Source organism: Slackia faecicanis (assembly GCF_003725295.1).
GTDB classification, from domain to species: domain Bacteria; phylum Actinomycetota; class Coriobacteriia; order Coriobacteriales; family Eggerthellaceae; genus Slackia; species Slackia faecicanis.
The window spans coordinates 556,419-573,806 of record NZ_QICB01000001.1; the positions used below are offsets into that span (position 1 = coordinate 556,419).

At 61.9% G+C, this 17,388-nt stretch carries 18 protein-coding genes and 2 tRNA genes; 5 read left to right on the plus strand and 15 right to left on the minus strand.

Annotated elements, in window-relative coordinates; genetic code table 11:
- Positions 1-517 precede the first annotated feature (517 nt).
- Positions 518-1,795, plus strand: a complete 1,278-nt coding sequence (locus tag DMP07_RS02470; protein ID WP_123197554.1) for a hypothetical protein — start codon at positions 518-520, stop codon at positions 1,793-1,795.
- Positions 1,738-1,962 carry a response regulator transcription factor gene (locus tag DMP07_RS02475; protein ID WP_161957006.1) on the plus strand — a complete coding sequence of 75 codons (225 nt, stop codon included), beginning with the start codon at positions 1,738-1,740 and terminating at the stop codon, positions 1,960-1,962. The genes DMP07_RS02470 and DMP07_RS02475 overlap by 58 nt, the downstream gene beginning before the upstream one ends.
- A 524-nt stretch (positions 1,963-2,486) precedes the next feature.
- Here the strand turns inward: DMP07_RS02475 and DMP07_RS02480 are convergent.
- The 12 genes from DMP07_RS02480 to DMP07_RS02535 all read right to left on the minus strand — a co-directional run bounded on the left by DMP07_RS02480 (position 2,487) and on the right by DMP07_RS02535 (position 12,982).
- Entirely contained in the window at positions 2,487-2,792 is a 306-nt protein-coding gene (locus DMP07_RS02480) for a ferredoxin family protein (protein ID WP_123197556.1), read from the minus strand.
- A complete protein-coding gene (locus tag DMP07_RS02485) occupies positions 2,789-4,081 on the minus strand; it encodes an FAD-dependent oxidoreductase (RefSeq protein WP_123197557.1) in 1,293 nt (430 codons plus the stop codon). The genes DMP07_RS02480 and DMP07_RS02485 overlap by 4 nt, the downstream gene beginning before the upstream one ends.
- Positions 4,082-4,159: 78 nt before the next feature.
- Positions 4,160-5,047, minus strand: a complete 888-nt coding sequence (locus DMP07_RS02490; protein ID WP_123197558.1) for an electron transfer flavoprotein subunit alpha/FixB family protein — start codon at positions 5,045-5,047, stop codon at positions 4,160-4,162.
- A 20-nt stretch (positions 5,048-5,067) separates the two neighbouring features.
- The gene (fixA, locus tag DMP07_RS02495; protein WP_123197559.1) at positions 5,068-5,826 is read right to left on the minus strand and encodes a putative electron transfer flavoprotein FixA; all 759 of its coding nucleotides are present in this window, start codon (positions 5,824-5,826) and stop codon (positions 5,068-5,070) included.
- A gap of 459 nt (positions 5,827-6,285) precedes the next feature.
- On the minus strand, positions 6,286-7,566 hold the full coding sequence (locus tag DMP07_RS02500; RefSeq protein ID WP_123197560.1) for a Ni/Fe hydrogenase subunit alpha: 1,281 nt from the start codon (positions 7,564-7,566) through the stop codon (positions 6,286-6,288).
- Positions 7,566-8,348, minus strand: coding sequence for an NADH-quinone oxidoreductase subunit B family protein (locus tag DMP07_RS02505; protein WP_123197561.1), 783 nt, complete (start codon positions 8,346-8,348; stop codon positions 7,566-7,568). The genes DMP07_RS02500 and DMP07_RS02505 overlap by 1 nt, the downstream gene beginning before the upstream one ends.
- A gap of 1 nt (position 8,349) precedes the next feature.
- Positions 8,350-9,264, minus strand: coding sequence for an FAD/NAD(P)-binding protein (locus DMP07_RS02510; RefSeq protein WP_123197562.1), 915 nt, complete (start codon positions 9,262-9,264; stop codon positions 8,350-8,352).
- On the minus strand, positions 9,254-10,318 hold the full coding sequence (locus DMP07_RS02515) for a 4Fe-4S dicluster domain-containing protein (RefSeq protein WP_123197563.1): 1,065 nt from the start codon (positions 10,316-10,318) through the stop codon (positions 9,254-9,256). Before DMP07_RS02515 ends, DMP07_RS02510 begins: the two co-directional genes overlap by 11 nt.
- A 62-nt stretch (positions 10,319-10,380) precedes the next feature.
- Entirely contained in the window at positions 10,381-10,788 is a 408-nt protein-coding gene (gene ndk, locus DMP07_RS02520) for a nucleoside-diphosphate kinase (RefSeq protein ID WP_123197564.1), read from the minus strand.
- 84 nt (positions 10,789-10,872) lie between these two features.
- Positions 10,873-12,252, minus strand: coding sequence for a tetratricopeptide repeat protein (locus DMP07_RS02525; RefSeq protein ID WP_123197565.1), 1,380 nt, complete (start codon positions 12,250-12,252; stop codon positions 10,873-10,875).
- A gap of 39 nt (positions 12,253-12,291) precedes the next feature.
- A complete protein-coding gene (locus tag DMP07_RS02530) occupies positions 12,292-12,822 on the minus strand; it encodes a peptidylprolyl isomerase (protein ID WP_123197615.1) in 531 nt (176 codons plus the stop codon).
- An 84-nt stretch (positions 12,823-12,906) separates the two neighbouring features.
- Positions 12,907-12,982: transfer RNA gene (locus tag DMP07_RS02535), tRNA-Arg, on the minus strand.
- Between the two features lie 55 nt (positions 12,983-13,037).
- On the opposite strand from DMP07_RS02535, the gene rlmD reads away from it, so the two are divergent.
- The 3 genes from rlmD (at position 13,038) to DMP07_RS02550 (ending at position 15,114) form a co-directional block, all read left to right on the plus strand.
- Positions 13,038-14,363 (plus strand): 23S rRNA (uracil(1939)-C(5))-methyltransferase RlmD, encoded by a 1,326-nt coding sequence (gene rlmD, locus DMP07_RS02540; protein ID WP_123197566.1) that lies wholly within the window; start codon positions 13,038-13,040, stop codon positions 14,361-14,363.
- 165 nt (positions 14,364-14,528) lie between these two features.
- Positions 14,529-14,963, plus strand: coding sequence for a universal stress protein (locus DMP07_RS02545; protein WP_123197567.1), 435 nt, complete (start codon positions 14,529-14,531; stop codon positions 14,961-14,963).
- A 77-nt stretch (positions 14,964-15,040) separates the two neighbouring features.
- Positions 15,041-15,114, plus strand: a tRNA-Gly gene (locus DMP07_RS02550).
- Positions 15,115-15,471: 357 nt separating this feature from the next.
- Here DMP07_RS02550 and DMP07_RS08690 read toward each other — a convergent pair.
- The 3 genes from DMP07_RS08690 to smpB all read right to left on the minus strand — a co-directional run bounded on the left by DMP07_RS08690 (position 15,472) and on the right by smpB (position 17,290).
- Positions 15,472-15,915, minus strand: coding sequence for a hypothetical protein (locus DMP07_RS08690; RefSeq protein WP_148039628.1), 444 nt, complete (start codon positions 15,913-15,915; stop codon positions 15,472-15,474).
- Positions 15,916-16,138: 223 nt separating this feature from the next.
- Positions 16,139-16,807, minus strand: coding sequence for a hypothetical protein (locus DMP07_RS02555; protein ID WP_123197568.1), 669 nt, complete (start codon positions 16,805-16,807; stop codon positions 16,139-16,141).
- Positions 16,808-16,825: 18 nt separating this feature from the next.
- Positions 16,826-17,290 carry an SsrA-binding protein SmpB gene (gene smpB / locus DMP07_RS02560; RefSeq protein WP_123197569.1) on the minus strand — a complete coding sequence of 155 codons (465 nt, stop codon included), beginning with the start codon at positions 17,288-17,290 and terminating at the stop codon, positions 16,826-16,828.
- Positions 17,291-17,388: the final 98 nt, after the last annotated feature.

Below are 17,388 nucleotides of genomic sequence, written 5' to 3' on the forward strand. Positions count from 1 at the left end.
ATTCCCAACATCCCCATCCATGCTTAGAGAGGTCCCGGTGCCGCGCCTCGCACACACATACATATAAGTTGGCGTTGCGCGATACTCGAAGAAAAGGAGACCTCTATAAGGACTCGCGGGGGATGAGACCGCCATGAAGCGATCAAGTCGTTTCGGCCCCTTCGCCGATTTGTTCGCGCCTCCTCTCGCGGGAATGTCGTCTCGTGTCTCCTCGGATGTCGTCCATGGAGACATGCGGATCAGATGTGGATATCTTGTGCTTGCATGGCCCGTCCTGCCATCGCGTAAATGCCGCTAAAAGAGCTTTACTCAACTTGATGGGAGCATTCTTAAGACATGTACTCAAAATCAAGTGATAGATTGACCTTGGGAAATCTGTCATTATTGATTTCTGCTTTTTAACGGTCCCCCGAAACGCCGCATACCTAAATCTGCGATAAACACCGGATCCGTTGCACAAAATAGATTGTTTTTATCTATGTTATGCTCATATCTGTAACTGGGAGAAAGGCTTGGAATGGGAGAGTCAAGCGTGAAGGAAGCGCTGCTTTCATCGGAAAATCGGGAGCAGGTCGGGCTGCATTACTTAGGCATCAGCCTCATTCTGGCATGGTATTACTGCCTTTGGTTCACGCCGAACTTCTTCACGTCCACGACGATAACCGACAACGCCGTCACCTTTTCATGGCTTTCCACCCTGGCCCTGACAGGCGCCGCGTTCCTCGTGACCCCCATGATCTTCAAGAAGATCCATTTCTACGATCATCAGAAGGCCATCCTCGTGGTCGCAGGCATCATGAGCGTGGCGACGTTCGCATTCGGCGTGCTCGCCTTCACACTGGCGTCTCCGCTGCTCGGGCTTCTGGTGTTTCCGCTGCTGTTCGCAGCCTGCAACGCCGTGTTCTGGGTGGCATGGGGCGAATTCCACGCGCGACGCAAATCAAACTTCTCGCTGAGCAAGTTCGCATTCATCTTCGGAAGCGTCATGCTCGTCGCGATTACCGTATCGTCGCTTCTACCGCACTACGTGGTCGACGTATTCGTCGCGCTGTTCCCGCTCGCAAGCGCATTCGCCTATATGAAAGAAAACGCCGAGCTGGGCGACCGCGAGCTTCCCACGCTTCTGCCCAAGGCCACACGCGCAAAAACGTCCAAGGCGACTGCGGTCATCTCCGTGGTGATTTTCTTCACCTGCGTGGGATGTTATTTCAACATCGCGATCATCCCCGTGGATGACCTGCTGCCCGAGGGCCTGTCGTATGTGATAGGCATCATGGGCGCTGCAGTCATCTGCCTTGCCATCGCGATCGTGCAGAAAGTCATGAAACGCAATATCGCGTCGTATCGCCTGCTTCCGTGGCTTGTGGTGACATGCATCGTCGCCCTGGCGGTGTTCGTCAATGCAAATTCCAACTACTTCGACTTCTCATTCGTCATCACCGTGACGCTTGCAGGCGTGTTCGAGGTGTTCTTGATCGCCTACTTCGGAGCCCTTGCCAACAAGGGGCACCTCTCCCCCGTCTTCGCATTCGCCATTTCGAGCGCCATCGTTCGCCTGGGCTTCTTCGCCGGCGACGCATGGGCCGTTGTATACGAGCACAACGCATTTTTAGCGGATAATTTCACCGAAGGCACGTCCCTCGTGCTTTTATGCGTGCTTGCCGCCATGCTGGTCCCGCTGCTGCATAAAGAAAATACGCTAGTGCAGCTCACGCAGGCCCGTCCGAGATCGAAGAGGTGTGCGACGCGGCCATCGAGGAGTTCTCGCTCTCCAAGCGCGAAGGCGAGATCCTGAAGTATATCGCACGCGGCTACACGGTCGACAACATCTCGAAAAAGCTCGTCATTTCGCCGTATACCACGCAGACCCACGTGCGCCACATCTACTCGAAGATGCACGTGCACAAGCGCAGCGAGCTGCTCGACTACATCAACATGCACCGCGGCGACAACAACGATTAACCCACGAAGGCTTCGCACGGGCCGCCCGAGGATTCTCGGGCGGCTCTTTTTTCGCCCTGAAAGCGGCTGGGACGGCGCGAATCGAAGAAAGAGCAAACGACCCGCGATCGGCCTCCGCGCGCGACGAAGCGCGCCGTTCGGTCCGCGAGGCGAGAAGAACGCAGGCGCCCGCGCGGCGGAAGCGGCAGCGCGGGCGCCTGCGTGAACCGGGCCTGGGAAAGCGCCCTGCGCGCAATCGCGCGCCAGCCATGCCCGAACCCACGCCGATGCCGCCGATGCCCGCGAAAGCGAAGCCCTGAGAGCGATTCTCAGGGCTTGTATGGATGTCCGATGAGTGCAGATTCGGATTATCGAACCGCGCGTCTTATAAAGGCTCTCCGCACGCATCGGTCGGGACCCGCTCCCCTTTCGCCCCATCGGCGACGAAAACGGCGAACAACGAAAAAGGAGGCGACCCCTCGAAGGGAATCGCCTCCTTTCGGATGCAACGGATGCGGATGGCGGCTCGCACGGCCGCTGAAATCCTAGCCGAAACGGTACTCGACGCCCATCGTCGGCTGCGGGTTCTCCCACTTCTCGACGATCGTGTCGCCGCATGCGATGCGGCAGGTGCCGCACTCGAGGCAGCCGGCGTAGTCGAAAGACTGCTTGCCGTCCTCGTCGCGCTTGTACAGCGCGGCCGGGCACACGCGGATGAGCTTATCGAACTCGGCGGGGTCGCACGCCTCGGCGCCGCCCTTGAGCTCGATGTGCGCGTTGGATTCGTCGACCTCGTATTTGTTCAGAGACAGGTACTCGTCGACGTTCACCGTGAATTTGATGTCACTCATAGTGCCTTCATCGCTCCTCGAACGTCTTTGAACAGGTTCATCATGCCCATGCCCTTGACGATAGGCATCATGGATTTCTTCATCGGGCCGACCGGGGTGCCGTCGACGACGAACATGGTGTTCATCATGTCGCGCATCATCTCGGGGTAGCCGCAGAACATGCGGTCGAAGTTCTCCATGAACGCGGGAACGTTCTTGAACTGACGCATGTCCTTCATGACGAAGGAGTCCTCCAGGGCGTCGATGTAGCACTTCAGGCCCGCCTTGGAGGTGTCGCCCGCGTCAAGCGCCTTGACGGCGGCCTGACCGGCCATCTGGCCTGCGGCGACGGCGTAGTCCATGCCGCGCACCGTGTAGCCGAGGTTCACGCACATCGTGGCGTTGTCGCCTGCGATGAGCACGCCGTCGGCGGTCAGCTCGGGCATCGTGGTGATGCCGCCCTCGGGAACCATGTGGCCGGAATGCTCGACCAGCTTGGCGTCCTTGAGCACGGGAGCGACCTCGGGACGGTTCTTCAGATCCTCGAGCATCTGATACACCGGGACGGTGGCCTTCTCGGCGGTCGCCTCGATGCCCGCGACGATACCGATGGAGATGGAGTCCTTGTTGGTGTAGATGATGCCGCCGCCGAAGGTGCCATGGGTGCAGTCGCCGGCGAACAACCACGCGGCGCCCTCGCCCGGGTTGCACTGGAAGCGCTTCTCGATCTCTTCCTCGGGAAGTTCGAAGACCTGCTTCACGCCGACAGCCATCTGGGAGGCGGGAACGCGCTTGGCGCCCACGGCCTGCTCGACCAGAAGGGAGTTCGCGCCGTCGCAGAGAACCACGACGTCGGCAGTGATCTCGTCCTCGCCGGCGAAGATGCCGATAACCTTGCCGGATTCGTCTTTCACCAGCTTTTCGACCGCGATGCCATAGATGTACTCGGCGCCGGCGTTCTCAGCCTGCTCGGCCAGCCACTGGTCGAAGGGGCCGCGCAGAACGGTGTAGGATTCCTGACCGTCCTTGAGAAGCTCGTCGGAAGCGAAATCGATGGTGAAGTTCGAATCGGGAGACATGAGCGAAATGCGCTCGTGAGACACCTTGCGCTCGAAGGGAATCTCGTCGAAGTTGTCGGGGAACACGGCGCGCAGGCAATGTCCGTAGATGCGGCCGCCCGTCATATTCTTCGCACCGGCGAAGTTGCCGCGCTCGACCACGAGGACCGACTTGCCCGCCTTGGCGAGCTCGTAGGCGGCGACGGAGCCAGCGCAGCCAGAGCCGACGACAATCGCGTCGAAGTCTGCCATTGACTCATCCTTTCCTTGTATGGTTGATAAAGGACCGGCGCAAGCAGCGCCCGCGCCGGTCCTCGAAAGCGAAGCTGATTACAGAGCAGCAGTCAGCGCGGGAAGAACGGTGTTGATATCGCCAACCAGGCCGAAGTCGCACTGCTTGAAGATAGGAGCGTTCTTGTCCTTGTTGATGGCGAACAGGGTGGTCGCACGGTTGCAACCGACCATGTGCTGCATCTGGCCGGAGATGCCGGCAGCGATGTAGACCTTCGGGGAGAGCATGAGGCCGGAAACGCCGATGTAAACCTCGGTCGGCAGCCAGTCGACGCCCTCGGTCAGCGGACGGGAGCAGCCGAGGCCTGCGCCCAGCTTCTCGCACAGCTCGTCAGCCATCTTGAGGTCTTCCTTGGCAGCGAAGCCGCGGCCGGCGGCCACGACGACGTCGGCCTTGAACAGGTCCACGCCGCTCTTCTCGATGGCCTTGGAAGAAACCAGCTTGACGGCCTTGGCGGGAGCGACCCAAGCCAGCTCCTCGACGGCGTTGGCGCCGGAAGCCTGAGCCTCGGCGAACACGCCTGCGCCGACGGTGTAGATAGCGACACCGGCAGCCTTCTGCTTCTTCATGCCCACGCCGCCGAAGAACATGTTGGTGGCGACGTCGCCCTCGAAGGCGATGACGTCGGTGATCACGGAAGCGCCCAGGTGAGCGGCGAGCTTACCGGCGACGACCTTCATGTGCTTGGTCGGCTCGACGAAGACGACGTCGGCCTTCTCGGCGTCGAAAGCGGCGATCACGGTGTCGGCGGCATCGTCGACGACAGCGCCCTCGGGAAGAGCGATGTGAGCGACCTTGTCAGCGACGGCCTCGGGGACCTGGGTGTCGCCGAAAGCGACCAGGACGACCTCGTCGGCAACGGTACGGGCGCCGGCGCAGAGCTCGGCGATTGCGTCGGAACGTTCAGCGAGAACGAGTGCTTTCATCTTTACGATCCACCTTTCCCTTACAGCGCGGCCTTGATGGCGGCAGCGAACTTCTCGATGGCGCCGTCCTCGGAGGCGTCGATGATCTCAAGCTTACGGTCGGCCTGCTCGGGAGCCTTGCAGTCGACGACCTTGATGGCGTTGGCGAAGGTGCCCTCGGCAGCAACGACGTTCATCGGCTTCTTGCCTGCGGCCAGGATGTCCTTCATGCCCGGGATGCGCGGAAGGGCGACATCGGGGGTGACGGAAACGACAGCCGGGAGCGGAACCTCGACGGTCTCGACGACGTCTTCGAGGGTACGCTCGACGGTCACGAAGCCGTCGCCGGCCTCGATCTTGGTCGCACCGTTGACGACGGGAAGACCGAGCTTGGCAGCGAGCTGCACGTCGACCTGCTGCGCGTAGTTGTCGGCGGAACCGTCGCCGCACAGGATCAGGTCGTAATCGCCGACCTTGGCGACCAGCTCGGCGAGAGCGGCTGCGGTGGCATGGGCGTCCATGTCGGCGCAGGCATCATCGGCGGTCATGAAGAGCTCGTCGACGCCGCGGGCGAGGACGTTCTTCTTCAGCTTGGAGTCGTCGATCTTCTTGTCGCCCACGGTGACGCCAACGACAGAAGAGCCCTCGTTGGCAGCAGCGAGCTGAGCAGCGGCCTCCATCGCGTTCAGATCGTAGGTGGAAACGATCTTGTGCGCCTTGGAGAAATCGAGGCTGCCGTCGCCGGACACCTGGATGTCCTGATCGTCAGGGACGACCTTGAAAGAAACAACGATTTTCATCCTGTACCTTTCCTTTCTCATTTCTTATGGGAGCAATCCATTGATCCCTGTTAAGCATGTTTCGTGCCAGCGCTCGCCGCTATCGCGAGAAGCTATCGCGCCGTGCTGCGGGACTCGAAAACGAACGCGGCCATTATGCGACGCTTCCGGGGCCCGATTCATCCCGCAAACACCGTGAACCGGCTTTTACTCAATTTCATGTGATGCCCGTTATGCGTTTGACGTGGGGTTTTGCAAAATGGGAATTTAATGGCTTTCTGAGCGTCCGACGCCCGCGAACGGCTCGCAGAGGGCTTTAAGGCGCTTTTCGCGCCCCGAAGAGGCGCATTTCCGCCACGCCGAAGCACGCCGAAGCACGCCGAAAAAAGCAGTACGGCGCGGCGCGGGTCGACAAAAAGAAAGGGCGGCAGAATTACTCTGCCGCCCTTTGAAAGGCTTCTCGAAAACAGGCGTTCCGCCCTAGTGGACCGAGCAGGAAAGGCACGGGTCGTAGGCGCGCACGAGCTTCTCGATTTCAAGACGAAGCATCGGCTCGTCGGCGCCCTGGGCCGTCAGGAGCTCGGCGACCTGACGGATGTTATTCTCGGTATCGCTGAGGTTGTGGACCGTCGGCGTGATGATGTTCGCCTTGAGCACGCGGCCCTGCGCATCGAATTCGAGGTCGTGCACGAGCGTTCCGCGCGGCGCTTCGGTCATGGCCACGCCGCGGCCTGCGCGCGGCTCGAACGCCACGGGCGCGCTGGAGCCCTGCATCTCGGCGAGCTCGCGCAGCATAGCCTCGCAGCGCACGCACGCGTCGACGAGCTCGACCGCCTGGGCCACGTTGTTGTCGTACGGATTGAGCGCAGGAGGCCTCAGGCCCGCCTTCGCCGCCGCCAAGCGCGCCTCGCGCGTGAGCTCGTTCCAGCTCGTGTTGATGCGCGCCAGAGCGCTCGTGGCGAACGTCTCGCCCGTGTCGGCGCGGCGCGAGAAGTACGCGGCGGAATGATCAACCTGGTACTCGTCGATCAGCTCGCGATAATCGTGCACGTCGAAGACGCGACCGTCTTTCACGAAGCGCGGGCTTCCTGACGCCACCGCATAATGTCCCTCTTCGTAGAGCGCCATGAAATCGCCCTTCGAAGCGATGTCGGGCACCGAAAACGCCGCGAACACGTCCACCACGTGCTCCGCGAACGGACGCATGGCCGCCAGCTTGTCGGCCAGTTCGAGATATTCGTCGCGTTCGATTTCATGGGTGAAGCCGCCTACCACCGCCGTGATCGGATGAATCGAACGGCCGCCGATCTTCGTGCACAGCTCGTTGCCGAGCGCTTTGACGGCCAGGCCGCCCTCGAAAAGCTCGGGGTCCTTTTCCGCAACCGGGAACAGGCTCTCCTCCCCCACGAAGTCGGGCGCGGCGAACACGAACAGATGCGACGCGTGGTTTTGCAGATAGCTTCCGTAGATGAGCAGCTCGCGCAGCATGCGGGTGCGCTCGGACACCTCGATGCCGAATGCATCTTCGATGGCCATGAGGTCGGTCACCACGTGGCTCGACGAGCAGATGCCGCAGATGCGCGATGCGATGTAGCTCACCTTGCCGAAGGGACGCCCCGCCACCATGGACTCGAACAGGCGGGCGGGTTCGACGATGTTCATGCGCACGTCGCGCACCACGCCGTCTTCGATGGAAACATGCACGTTGCCGTGGCCTTCGACACGGGCGATATGATGCATGGTCAGCGTCGTCGCCGTCATTATTTCCCCTCTCGCAGCATCGGGTTCGTCTGGTTGAACAGCTCGAGCGCCTCGTCGAAATCAGACACGCTCATGCCCATGGACTCCACCATGGCGCGCGCGGCCGGCAGGTTGGCATGCGGGGAAAGCCCGCGGCAGCCATTGCATTCGCGGCCCAGGTTCACGCACTTCGCGCCACAGCCCGCAAGCGTGACCAGGCCGAGGCACTGCTTGCCCTGGCGCCACAGGCAGCCGCCTTCGTTGCGCTTGCAGCTGCCGCACATGGTGTCGGTCAGATCGAGCGCATTGCTGCCGTACAGGGCGCGCTCCAGGATGCGGATGAAGTCGGCCGTGTCGATCGGGCACGAGCGCACCTCGAAATCGACGTCGACCACCGAAGACACGCTGCAGGGCGCGCAGGTCTCGCCGCATGCCTCGGGCACGTCGGCGCCGTAGACCGCGTCGTAGCGGGGATCGAGCCCCTTCGCGGCCATGCCGGGGATACCTCCCGTGACGGCGCACGCGCCGATCGCGATGAGCGTGCGGGCGCGCTCGCGCCACTGCTGCACGCAGCGCCTGCTTTCCTCCGTGGTCACCGCGCCTTCGATCACCACCACGTCCACGTCGCCTTCGGGCTCGGGCGCGCTCGAGGCCAGCTGCCAGTAACGCAGGTCGACCTGGCCCAAAACGTCGAGCAGATGCGCTTCGTCGTTGGTGATTTGCAATTGGCAGCCGAAGCAGCTCGCAAGCCCCACGATGACCACGCGAGGCGGCATGCCGGCCGTATTGTTCGAGCAAGCCATGTTACATCGACCCCTGGATATTCTTCGCTTCCCAATAATTGAACACCGGCCCGTCGATGCACACGTACTGGTGACCGACCTGGCAGTGGCCGCATTTACCCATGCCGCACTTCATATGGCGCTCGAAGCTCATGTAGATGCGGTCGTAGGGAATGCCCTTCTTGCGCATCTCTTCGACGACGAACCTATACATCACTGGAGGTCCGCACAGCACGCCGTAGGTGTTCTCGGAATCGACCTCGATGTTCTCGAAGGGCTTGGTGACCAGGCCCACTTCGCCGTCCCAGCCCTCTTCGTAATTGTCCACGGTCAGGTGCAGGTCGAAGTCGTTGCGATGCTTCCACATTTCGAACTGATGGCGGAACATCACTTCGCGCGGGTTCTTCGATCCGTAGATGATCGTGACCTTGCCGAAGGCGTGGCGCTCGTCGTGGATGTAGTTGATGAGCGACTTCAGCGGCGCGATGCCCAGGCCGCCTGCCACAAGCAGGATATCGTGGCCCTTCATTTCCTCGAAGGGGAAGCCGCGGCCGAATGGCCCGCGGATGCCCACCACGTCGCCGCACTGCATGGTGTGCAGCACCTCGGTGAAGCGGCCCGCGCGGCGCACGCACAGCTCGATGAAGCCCTGCTTGGACGGAGCGGACGAAATGGAGATGGGCGCCTCTCCCACGCCGAAGATGGACAGCTCGACGAACTGGCCCGGATCCTGATGGAACGCCGAGCGGATGCGCTCGTCGATCAGGCGGAATTCGAAAAGCTTCTCGGTGGCGGTCAGGTCGGTGATCGACGTGATGCGCGCAGGCCAGGGGCGGTACGGGTTTTCCGCCATCAGTTCGGCGCCCGTTTTGACATGGTCGGCGCTGCCGAGGCGCGATACCTGCACCGACGTCGTGTGCGCATGGCTATTCGGCATCGTTTGCCTCCTTGGTCGTCACGGCCGACGAACGGGTCTTTTCGGCGAAGAATTTGAAGACTTCGATGGGATTGATGTTGGTCTTGCATGCGCGCACGCAGCGGCCGCAGCCCACGCACAGCATGGTACCGTGCTTCATCTTGAAGCCGTTGAGCTTGTGATACATGCGGTGGCGCACGCGGCCGCGCTCGTCGGCGCGGAAGTTATGCCCGCCTGCCACCTGGGCGAATTCGGGGCTGGTGCAGCAATCCCACGTGCGCACGCGCTCGCCCGTCTTGGCGTCGGGCGAAAGGATGTCTTTGATGTCGAAGCACATGCAGGTGGGGCACACCGCCGCGCATGCCGTGCAGTTCAGGCAGCGCGAGCCCAGTTCGGCCCAGAAAGGATCGCGATGATAGGTGTCCATCAGCATGGCGATGTCTTGCACGTTGGGAATGGATTCGTCGAACGCGGCGGCGCGGCGATGGTTGGCCGCGGCGAAGGCGGCGCGGTCGTCGTCGGTCGCTTCGCGCAGATGGGTGCTTTCTTCGAGGATTTCGGCCGCAGCGACCGAAGAGATGGAGACCCAGTAGCGGTCTCCCAGGTCCTGCAGGAACAGGTCGTAGCCGCGCGGAGCCTCGTCGGCATCGACGCGGTGGCAGAAGCAGCTCGACGTGGGCATGCAGCCTACGCCGACGATAAGGGTTGCTTCGCGGCGTGCCCGGTAATACGGGTCGCTATAGCGCGAATCGAGAAATACGGCGTCCAGACGCTCGATAGCGTTCAGGTCGCAGGGATGCACGCCGAAGAGCACGCGAGGCTTCACATCGAGCTCGTATTCGCTCACGTCGTTTTCGGCCACATCGAATTTGAAAAGCGTTTCCTCGGGAGGGAGGAAGTATTTTTTCGGCGATGCCATCGTGGTGGGATAGTCGAGCACCACGTCGTCGGGGTTTTCGATCACATCGAAAATGTAGCCCTGGCCTTGTGCGACCGGGGCTACAAGTTCGTATGATTCCATGAAAGCTCGGATCAGCGACGGAAGGTCATCGGCATCGATGATTCGGTAGAGCACGCGCTCCTCCTCCTATGCAGGGACTCTCGATCGATGGCCCCGCCGCACCGCATTCGGTTCGCTTACGCGCCGAAGAACACGCCGATCTCGCGCTCGGCGGACTCGGGGGAATCGGAGCCATGGATGACATTTTCGTCCATGATGAGGCCGAAATCGCCACGAATCGTGCCAGGGGCGGCTTCTGCAGGGTTGGTGGCGCCCATGAGGGTGCGCATCTTCTTGACGGCGCCCTCGCCGGAAACGACCATCTTGACCACGGGGCCGCTGGTGATGTACTCGATCAGGCCGTTGTAGAAGGGCTTGCCCTCATGCTCGGCGTAGTTGGCAGCAGCCTGCTCGGGGGTGACCATGCCGAGCTCCATGCGCTCGATGGTCAGGCCGGAACGCTCGATGCGAGCGATGATCTCGCCCACGTGGCGGTTGCGCACGGCGTCGGGCTTGAGCATGGAGTAGGTCTTCTCGATTGCCATATCTTTTTTCCTTTCTTCGAATCCGCCGGTCGGCGGAATGGGAACCTGTGCGAGAAAAACGCGCCGCGAATGCGGCGCGCGGAATTATTGCTGCGAGGGGAACGACATCTCGATGCCGGAAACCTTCCAGCCCAGAAGGTCGCGGACCATCTGCACCTGGTAGTCGACATCGCCGCCCTCGGCGGTTTTCGCCGAGACGTACACCGTGGAGTTCGACATGCTCTTGTCCACGCCGTCGATCGTGATGTTCGCATCCTGCACGACGCCGCGCATCGCGGCATCGATGTTGTCTTCGCCCATGCTCTCGACGAAATACTGCGAGGCGTTCGCGGTGTCGGAGAACAGGCTGCGGGCGACGCTTTCCTGCGTGGGATAGCCCCAGCCCTGCGTGTAGAGGAACACGCAGCCCGCGGCCGCGATCAGCAGCAGCGTGAAGAAGACCACCAGGATCTTCAGGCCCACGTTGCGGCGCTTGCGGTCCTGCTTCGCGATGCCCTTCGAATAGCGCTCGAGCTCCTCGTCGCTCGCGTTGAAGAAGCGCTCGTCGCCCGAGGCGTAGCCGTCGGGAACGGTGTAACCGTATGCCTCGACCGGATAGTACTGCGGGTCGTTGTAGGGCTCGAAGGCCTGGGTGGCCTGGTCGTAGACGGCCTCCTGAGGCAGCGGCGCGCCGTCGGCGGCCACGTCGAGGCCCGACATGTCGTTTTCGGGCTCGTCGGGAACCACGATGGGCTGCATGGCGGCGGTGCCGGTGGCCACGGCCTGCGCGGCGCGACCGTAATCGACGCTCGCGGAATCGCTCAGGAAGTAGGTCTTATCGGCCAGCGCCTCCTCGAAAGCGCTCATGGCCTGCTGCATCTGGCCGCACGCCACGTACGCCTGGCCGAGGTTGGCATACATCTTATTGCGCGTGGCGGGGTCCATGTCGAACTGCAGGGCGCTTTCGTAGGACTGCACCGCATCGGCGGGACGGCCCAGGGCCATGAAGCACACGCCCAGGTTCAGCAGCGCCTTGGTGCGGTCGGGATTGTTCACGTCGAGCGCGGCCTCGCGGAATGCGACGCCCGCTTCGGCGTTCTTGCCCAGCTTGAGCAGCGCGTTGCCGAGGCCCAGATACGCCTTGTAGGGCGCGTCGTATTTCGCATCCGAAACGGCGATTTCGAAATGGGACACGGCGTTTTCGTAATCATGCAGGAAGGCGTAGGCTTTGCCCAGGTTGCAGTTCACCGCGCCGCACGCATCGTAGGCGGTGTCCGCCGTAGCCTGCGTATAGGCGTGGATGGCCTGGTCGAAATCCTTCATCTGCAAGAAGCAGTTGCCGATCTGATGGTAGATATAGCCCAGATCGCCCGGCCCCTTCGCGACGGCGAGGTCGGTGAGGCACTGGTTGAACAGCTCGAGCGCGGTCTGGAAATCGCGCGCCTGATACGCTGCGCGAGCCTGGGCGATATATTGATTATCCATGAGATTCTTCCTTCGATGCCGATGCGGCCGATGAGGCCGTTAGTCGGCGTTTTCGATTTCGACGGTCTCGATCACGTCGCCGACGCGAAGCGAGGCGATGACGTCTTTGCCTTCGATGGTCTGGCCGAACACCGTGTAGCCGGAGTCCAGGTTATGCTGGGGGCCGAGGCACAGATAGAACTGGGAACCCGCGGAATCGGGGTTCTGGGAACGTGCCATGGCGAGGGCGCCGTCTTCGTGGGAGTTGTTGGGGTTGGTGCTGAACTCCTCTTTGATGGTGTAGCCCGGGCCGCCCGTGCCGAGACCCGCCCACGGATTGCCGGCTGCGGCGATGACCTGCTCGGAATCGAGGTCGCGCGTATTGGGGCAGCCGCCCTGGATCACGAAGCCGGGAACGTAGCGATGGAACTTCAGATCGTCATAGAAGCCCTTGCGAGCGAGCTCGACGAAGTTGCCCACGTGGATCGGCGCGTCGGCTCCTGCGAGCTGGACGCGGATATCGCCCTTCGAGGTTTTGATGACGGCGATTTCGTTGCCATTCGGCTGGTATTCGGGGGTGTACATAGCCATGCCCATGCGCTCCTTTTCTCGTGCGTACCCGTAAAAAGACTGCAGCAAGGCCGCATGCGCGGCGTGCGGTTTCTTCATAACGGCTGGTGCCCCCTACAGGATTCGAACCTGCGGCTTTCTGCTCCGGAGGCAGACGCTCTATCCCCTGAGCTAAGGGGGCACATTAGCGTTCGGAATTATACGCTAAAATGGCGAGACGCGAGAAAAGAGGACGCATGCATGAAGAAATAACCATAGAACGACTTGCCTACGGCGACGCCGCGATCGGACGCGCCTCGAACGGCAAGACCGTCTTCGTCGACGGCGGCTGCCCGGGCGACGTGGCGATGGTCGAAATGACCGCCGACAAAGGCAATTACCTCGAAGGGCGCGCAGTCGATATCGTCACGCCCTCCCCGAGCCGCGTGACGCCGGTCTGCCCCTACGCGGCCGAATGCGGCGGCTGCGGGTGGCAGCACGTCGCCTACGAACGCCAGCTCGAGGCCAAGCGCGAGAACGTGGTTTCCCAGCTCGCCCGCACGGCGGGCTTCGGCGAAGAGCGCGCCCAGGAGCTCGTGGCCGCCTGCGTGCCGTCGAAGCGCCAGATGGGTTATCGCAACAAGCTGGAATTCGGCTGCGCGCAAGACGCACGCGGCGGCTTCGTCACCGGCCCCTACCGCAAACACACCAACGACATCCTGCCCGTGAATTCCTGCCCGCTGGCGCACAGGGCGATCGAGAATACCCCGAAGGCCGTCCGCGGCGCGCTGCGCTATCTGAGCGGCAGCAACGACCTGGGCATCTATCGCGTGGGCGTGCGCCATTCGCTGCGCACCAAGTCGCTCGAGGTGGCCCTGTGGACCAACCCCGGCGCCTTCCCCCGCGCGGCCGTGGCCAAAACCCTTTCGCAGGCCGTCAAGGCCACGAGCATCGTGCGCGTGATGACCGACGACCGCGGCAAGGCCCGCAAGCTCAAAGGCGTCGAGGTGCTCGCCGGCAAGGGCTTTTGGACCGAGTCCGTCTGCGGCGAGGACTTCAAGGTGAGCGCCCCTTCGTTTTTCCAGGTGAACACCGCCCAGGCGGAGCATCTGGTGCAGATCGCCCTTGAGGGGCTCGAGCTCGACGACGACGCCGTGGTGGCCGACCTCTACTGCGGCGTGGGCACGTTCACGCTGCCTTTGGCGCGCGCCTGCGACCTCGTGTTCGCCGTCGAAAGCTACGGCAGCAGCGTGCGCGACCTGCGTCGAGTCAGCGAAGAGGCGGGCCTGGACAACATCGAGGTCATCGGCGGCGACGCGGCCCGCGAGCTTCCCGAGCTCGGCGAGCTCGACGCGCTCGTGGTGGATCCGCCGCGCGCAGGCCTTGCGGCCGAGATCATCGGCAGCATCGCCGAGGCCAATCCGCGCCGCGTGGCCTACGTGAGCTGCAACCCGTCCACCTGGGCGCGCGACGTGGCCCGCCTGGAAGAGGCCGGCTACGGCCTTTTGCGCGCCACGCCCGTCGACATGTTCCCGCAGACCTACCACACCGAAGTGGTGTCGATCTTCGAGCGCAAGGCTTAACGGCGCGCATGCCCGGCCAGGACGAACGCCCTCCCGGCCGGGCGTAGCCGGAACCCGCATGCGCTTGCCGGCAGAGCGGTATACTGGGCTTGCACGGATGAATAGCCCGCGCAGCGACGGGCACGCAGCGAGCGCCGTCGCGAGCCGACCATGAAGGAGGGCATCATGGCTCTTGAGAAAATCCTCGTTGCCTACGACGGCAGCGAAGCCGCTTCTGCCGCACTCGACCTGGCCGCCGATATCGGAGCGGGCAACGACGAAATCGGCATCGATGTTGTCAATGTCGTGGCAATTCCGCTGCTCAGCGATGACCAGCTGGTCAGCTTCGCATCGGTGCTCGATTTGATGGAACGCGACGCCGAAGCCCTGCTTACCGATGCCGTGGCGCGCCTCGACGAGCACGACATCGACAACGACGTGGAGACCTACATCCTCAACGGCACCGACACGGCCACCGAGATCGCCAAGCTCGCCGAGCAGGATGACTACGACATCGTCATCATCGGGAGCCGCGGACTCGGCGGCATCAAGGGCTATCTGGGCAGCGTCGGCCACAAGTTGCTGAGCATCTGCAGCAAGCCCGTCCTGATCGCCAAATAACGCGGTTCGCGTCGCGCCGACGAAATTACATCTTGTGCAAAGGTCGGAAGAGTAGTAACATATCCAAACGCACTAACGCGGGTGTAGTTCAATGGTAGAACCTGAGCCTTCCAAGCTCATGACGCGGGTTCGATTCCCGTCACCCGCTCCATCAAAACCCCAGGCCAGGTCCTTTTTGACCTGGCCTTTTGCTTTCAATGCTCAATCCGATGCTATATGAATGCTAAATCGTGCGCCAAAGGGTGCGCCAAATGTGCGCCAAATATCGAAAAAAGACCCCGAAAAAGTCGGTTTTTCAGGCCTTTTCAAAGCGAATACTTATTCAAAAGGGCGCCTATCTATGCACTATTTACGGCGATACGGAGGCTGCTCGGCGAATCCCACGTATTTTCTATTTAGCCCCACGATTCCACATGCAATCAGGCGCCTTTCGGCCGGTAAAGCGACCCGCCGGCGACGCCAAGGCGGAAAGCAGGGCCGAAACGTCGCCCGGGCCGGCTTCGACGCGTCAAGGTACGGCCGAAACGTCGCGCAGCCGCGCTTCGATACGCTGAAACACGGCGGCGGAAGCCTTTCTTGGAAAATTTCGCCCCCCTCGGCCATCTTTTTCGCGTTTTGGCACGAATTCGACGGACAAACGCGCTCCGATGACTAAGTTAATGGACGGTTTCACGCTATACGTTGCATATTGAGCGGCGAAAGAATCCGCTTTCGACCCTCGTCGAGCGTTTTCGTGCCAAACCGGCGTTTTTTCGGTCTCGAAGGCGTTATTTTTCCAGATCGCGAGAAATCCAGCCGTGGCGCGCCTCCCCCGACCACGCCACGTAAAACCGAACGCGGACCAAGCTCGGCCCGTCTTGCGCCCGACCCCGGCGAAGTCGGCCGCTTCACCGACGGTCATTCCCTCGTCACGGGCGAGCGGGAACGACTCGACATCTTCTTTGCCGCGCATTCGGACTCCAATCGGGGCCCCGGAGGTCCGAGTTATTATCCGCGCCCCAGCCCCTCGGCGACAGGACGACCCGGCACGAAGTGCATGGGGAAATAGACGCGCACCTAACTGACCAGGGAATTTATGAACGCATGCGCGACAAGGCGAGGGCCGACGACGCGCGCCTAAAGAGAAAGCCGGCAGTCGCCGGCTTCACGCATGCTCTTTCAAAGAGCGCTTCGCATTATTTCAGGTAGCGCTTCAGATCGAGTCCGCCCATGATGTCGTCCATGGCCTCTTTGAGCTCCTTGGCGGCAAGCGCGCCTTCGCGGGCAAGCTCGACGCTGCCCTTCGCCATATCCTTCATCTCGCCCTGGGTCATGCCCATCATGATGACCTTGTCGTCAGGATCGGACTCCTCCTCGGCAGGGCACCAGTCGTAGTGCTCGCACGATTCGCATTCGCCATCGCAGCCGGCCTCGTAGAACTCTTCAGCCGCGGCCTTGGCGGCCTTTTCCTCTTCGGTCATCTCGCGCTCGGGTTCGGCTTCTTCCTCGACCTCTTCGGCTGCGTCCTCGACAACCTCGGCCTCTTCTTCGACCTGCTCGTCCTCGAACTCATCGGGACACCAGTCGTAGTAAGGGCAGGTATCGCACTCCCCTTCGCACTGCTCTTCGTAGTAGCGCTCCCATTCGGCGCGCATGGTGGCGTCGTCTTTGGGCTCGAACTTCTCCTTCAGGCGCTGATATTCTTCGTACTCGCGGCGCTCTTTGGACTTTTTCGCAGAAGCCCTGCGGCCATGCTTCTTGGACGACTTGCTGTCGTCAAGATCGAGGTCGCCGAACACGGCTTCCTTGGCGACGTTTTTGGCGACACGGCCCGCGGTGCGCGTAGCCTTCCTGAACAGACCCATCGGTCGAAACCCCCTTGACTATCGCAGACGCGCCTTCAGCGCCCGCTCGATTTCGCGTTTGGAATCGCGCTCCGCCATGGAGGCGCGCTTATCGTAGAGCTTTTTACCGCGCGCGACGGCCAGCTCAAGCTTGACCAGGCCGTTCGTGGCGAAATAGATATTCAGCGGAACGAGAGCCATGCCCTTCTCGCGCGTTTTCTCCTCGAGATAGCGGATCTGATTGCGATGCAGCAGCAGCTTGCGCTTGCGATCGGGGTCGGGGTTGGCGATGTTGCCGTGCGAATACGGCGCGATGTGCAGCCCGTGCAGCCACACCTCACCGTGACGAATCAGCGCGAAGCAATCCGTCAGCTGGCAATTGTTCTCGCGCAGCGAGCAGACCTCCGTGCCCGACAAAACCATGCCCGCCTCGAACGTCTCGAGCACCTCGTACTCGTGAAACGCCTTGCGGTTCTTCGCTATCTGCTTCTTCTCTTTCGCCACCTGTTTCGAAAACCTTCCATTCGTCCGCCATGCGGCGCCCCTGCGCCGCGGCATCGATTCAGTATATCCGTTCGTTTCGCGCAAGTACACCGAGGCCC

Excerpts from the sequence above, each read along its gene's own strand:
- DMP07_RS02470 (WP_123197554.1), top strand. The coding sequence starts at position 518 with ATGGGAGAGTCAAGCGTGAAGGAAGCGCTGCTTTCATCGGAAAATCGG.
- DMP07_RS02480 (WP_123197556.1), bottom strand. The coding sequence starts at position 2,792 with ATGAGTGACATCAAATTCACGGTGAACGTCGACGAGTACCTGTCTCTG.
- DMP07_RS02485 (WP_123197557.1), bottom strand. The coding sequence starts at position 4,081 with ATGGCAGACTTCGACGCGATTGTCGTCGGCTCTGGCTGCGCTGGCTCC.
- DMP07_RS02490 (WP_123197558.1), bottom strand. The coding sequence starts at position 5,047 with ATGAAAGCACTCGTTCTCGCTGAACGTTCCGACGCAATCGCCGAGCTC.
- fixA (WP_123197559.1), bottom strand. The coding sequence starts at position 5,826 with ATGAAAATCGTTGTTTCTTTCAAGGTCGTCCCTGACGATCAGGACATC.
- DMP07_RS02500 (WP_123197560.1), bottom strand. The coding sequence starts at position 7,566 with ATGACGGCGACGACGCTGACCATGCATCATATCGCCCGTGTCGAAGGC.
- DMP07_RS02505 (WP_123197561.1), bottom strand. The coding sequence starts at position 8,348 with ATGGCTTGCTCGAACAATACGGCCGGCATGCCGCCTCGCGTGGTCATC.
- DMP07_RS02510 (WP_123197562.1), bottom strand. The coding sequence starts at position 9,264 with ATGCCGAATAGCCATGCGCACACGACGTCGGTGCAGGTATCGCGCCTC.
- ndk (WP_123197564.1), bottom strand. The coding sequence starts at position 10,788 with ATGGCAATCGAGAAGACCTACTCCATGCTCAAGCCCGACGCCGTGCGC.
- DMP07_RS02525 (WP_123197565.1), bottom strand. The coding sequence starts at position 12,252 with ATGGATAATCAATATATCGCCCAGGCTCGCGCAGCGTATCAGGCGCGC.
- DMP07_RS02530 (WP_123197615.1), bottom strand. The coding sequence starts at position 12,822 with ATGGCTATGTACACCCCCGAATACCAGCCGAATGGCAACGAAATCGCC.
- rlmD (WP_123197566.1), top strand. The coding sequence starts at position 13,038 with ATGCATGAAGAAATAACCATAGAACGACTTGCCTACGGCGACGCCGCG.
- DMP07_RS02545 (WP_123197567.1), top strand. The coding sequence starts at position 14,529 with ATGGCTCTTGAGAAAATCCTCGTTGCCTACGACGGCAGCGAAGCCGCT.
- DMP07_RS08690 (WP_148039628.1), bottom strand. The coding sequence starts at position 15,915 with ATGCGCGGCAAAGAAGATGTCGAGTCGTTCCCGCTCGCCCGTGACGAG.
- DMP07_RS02555 (WP_123197568.1), bottom strand. The coding sequence starts at position 16,807 with ATGGGTCTGTTCAGGAAGGCTACGCGCACCGCGGGCCGTGTCGCCAAA.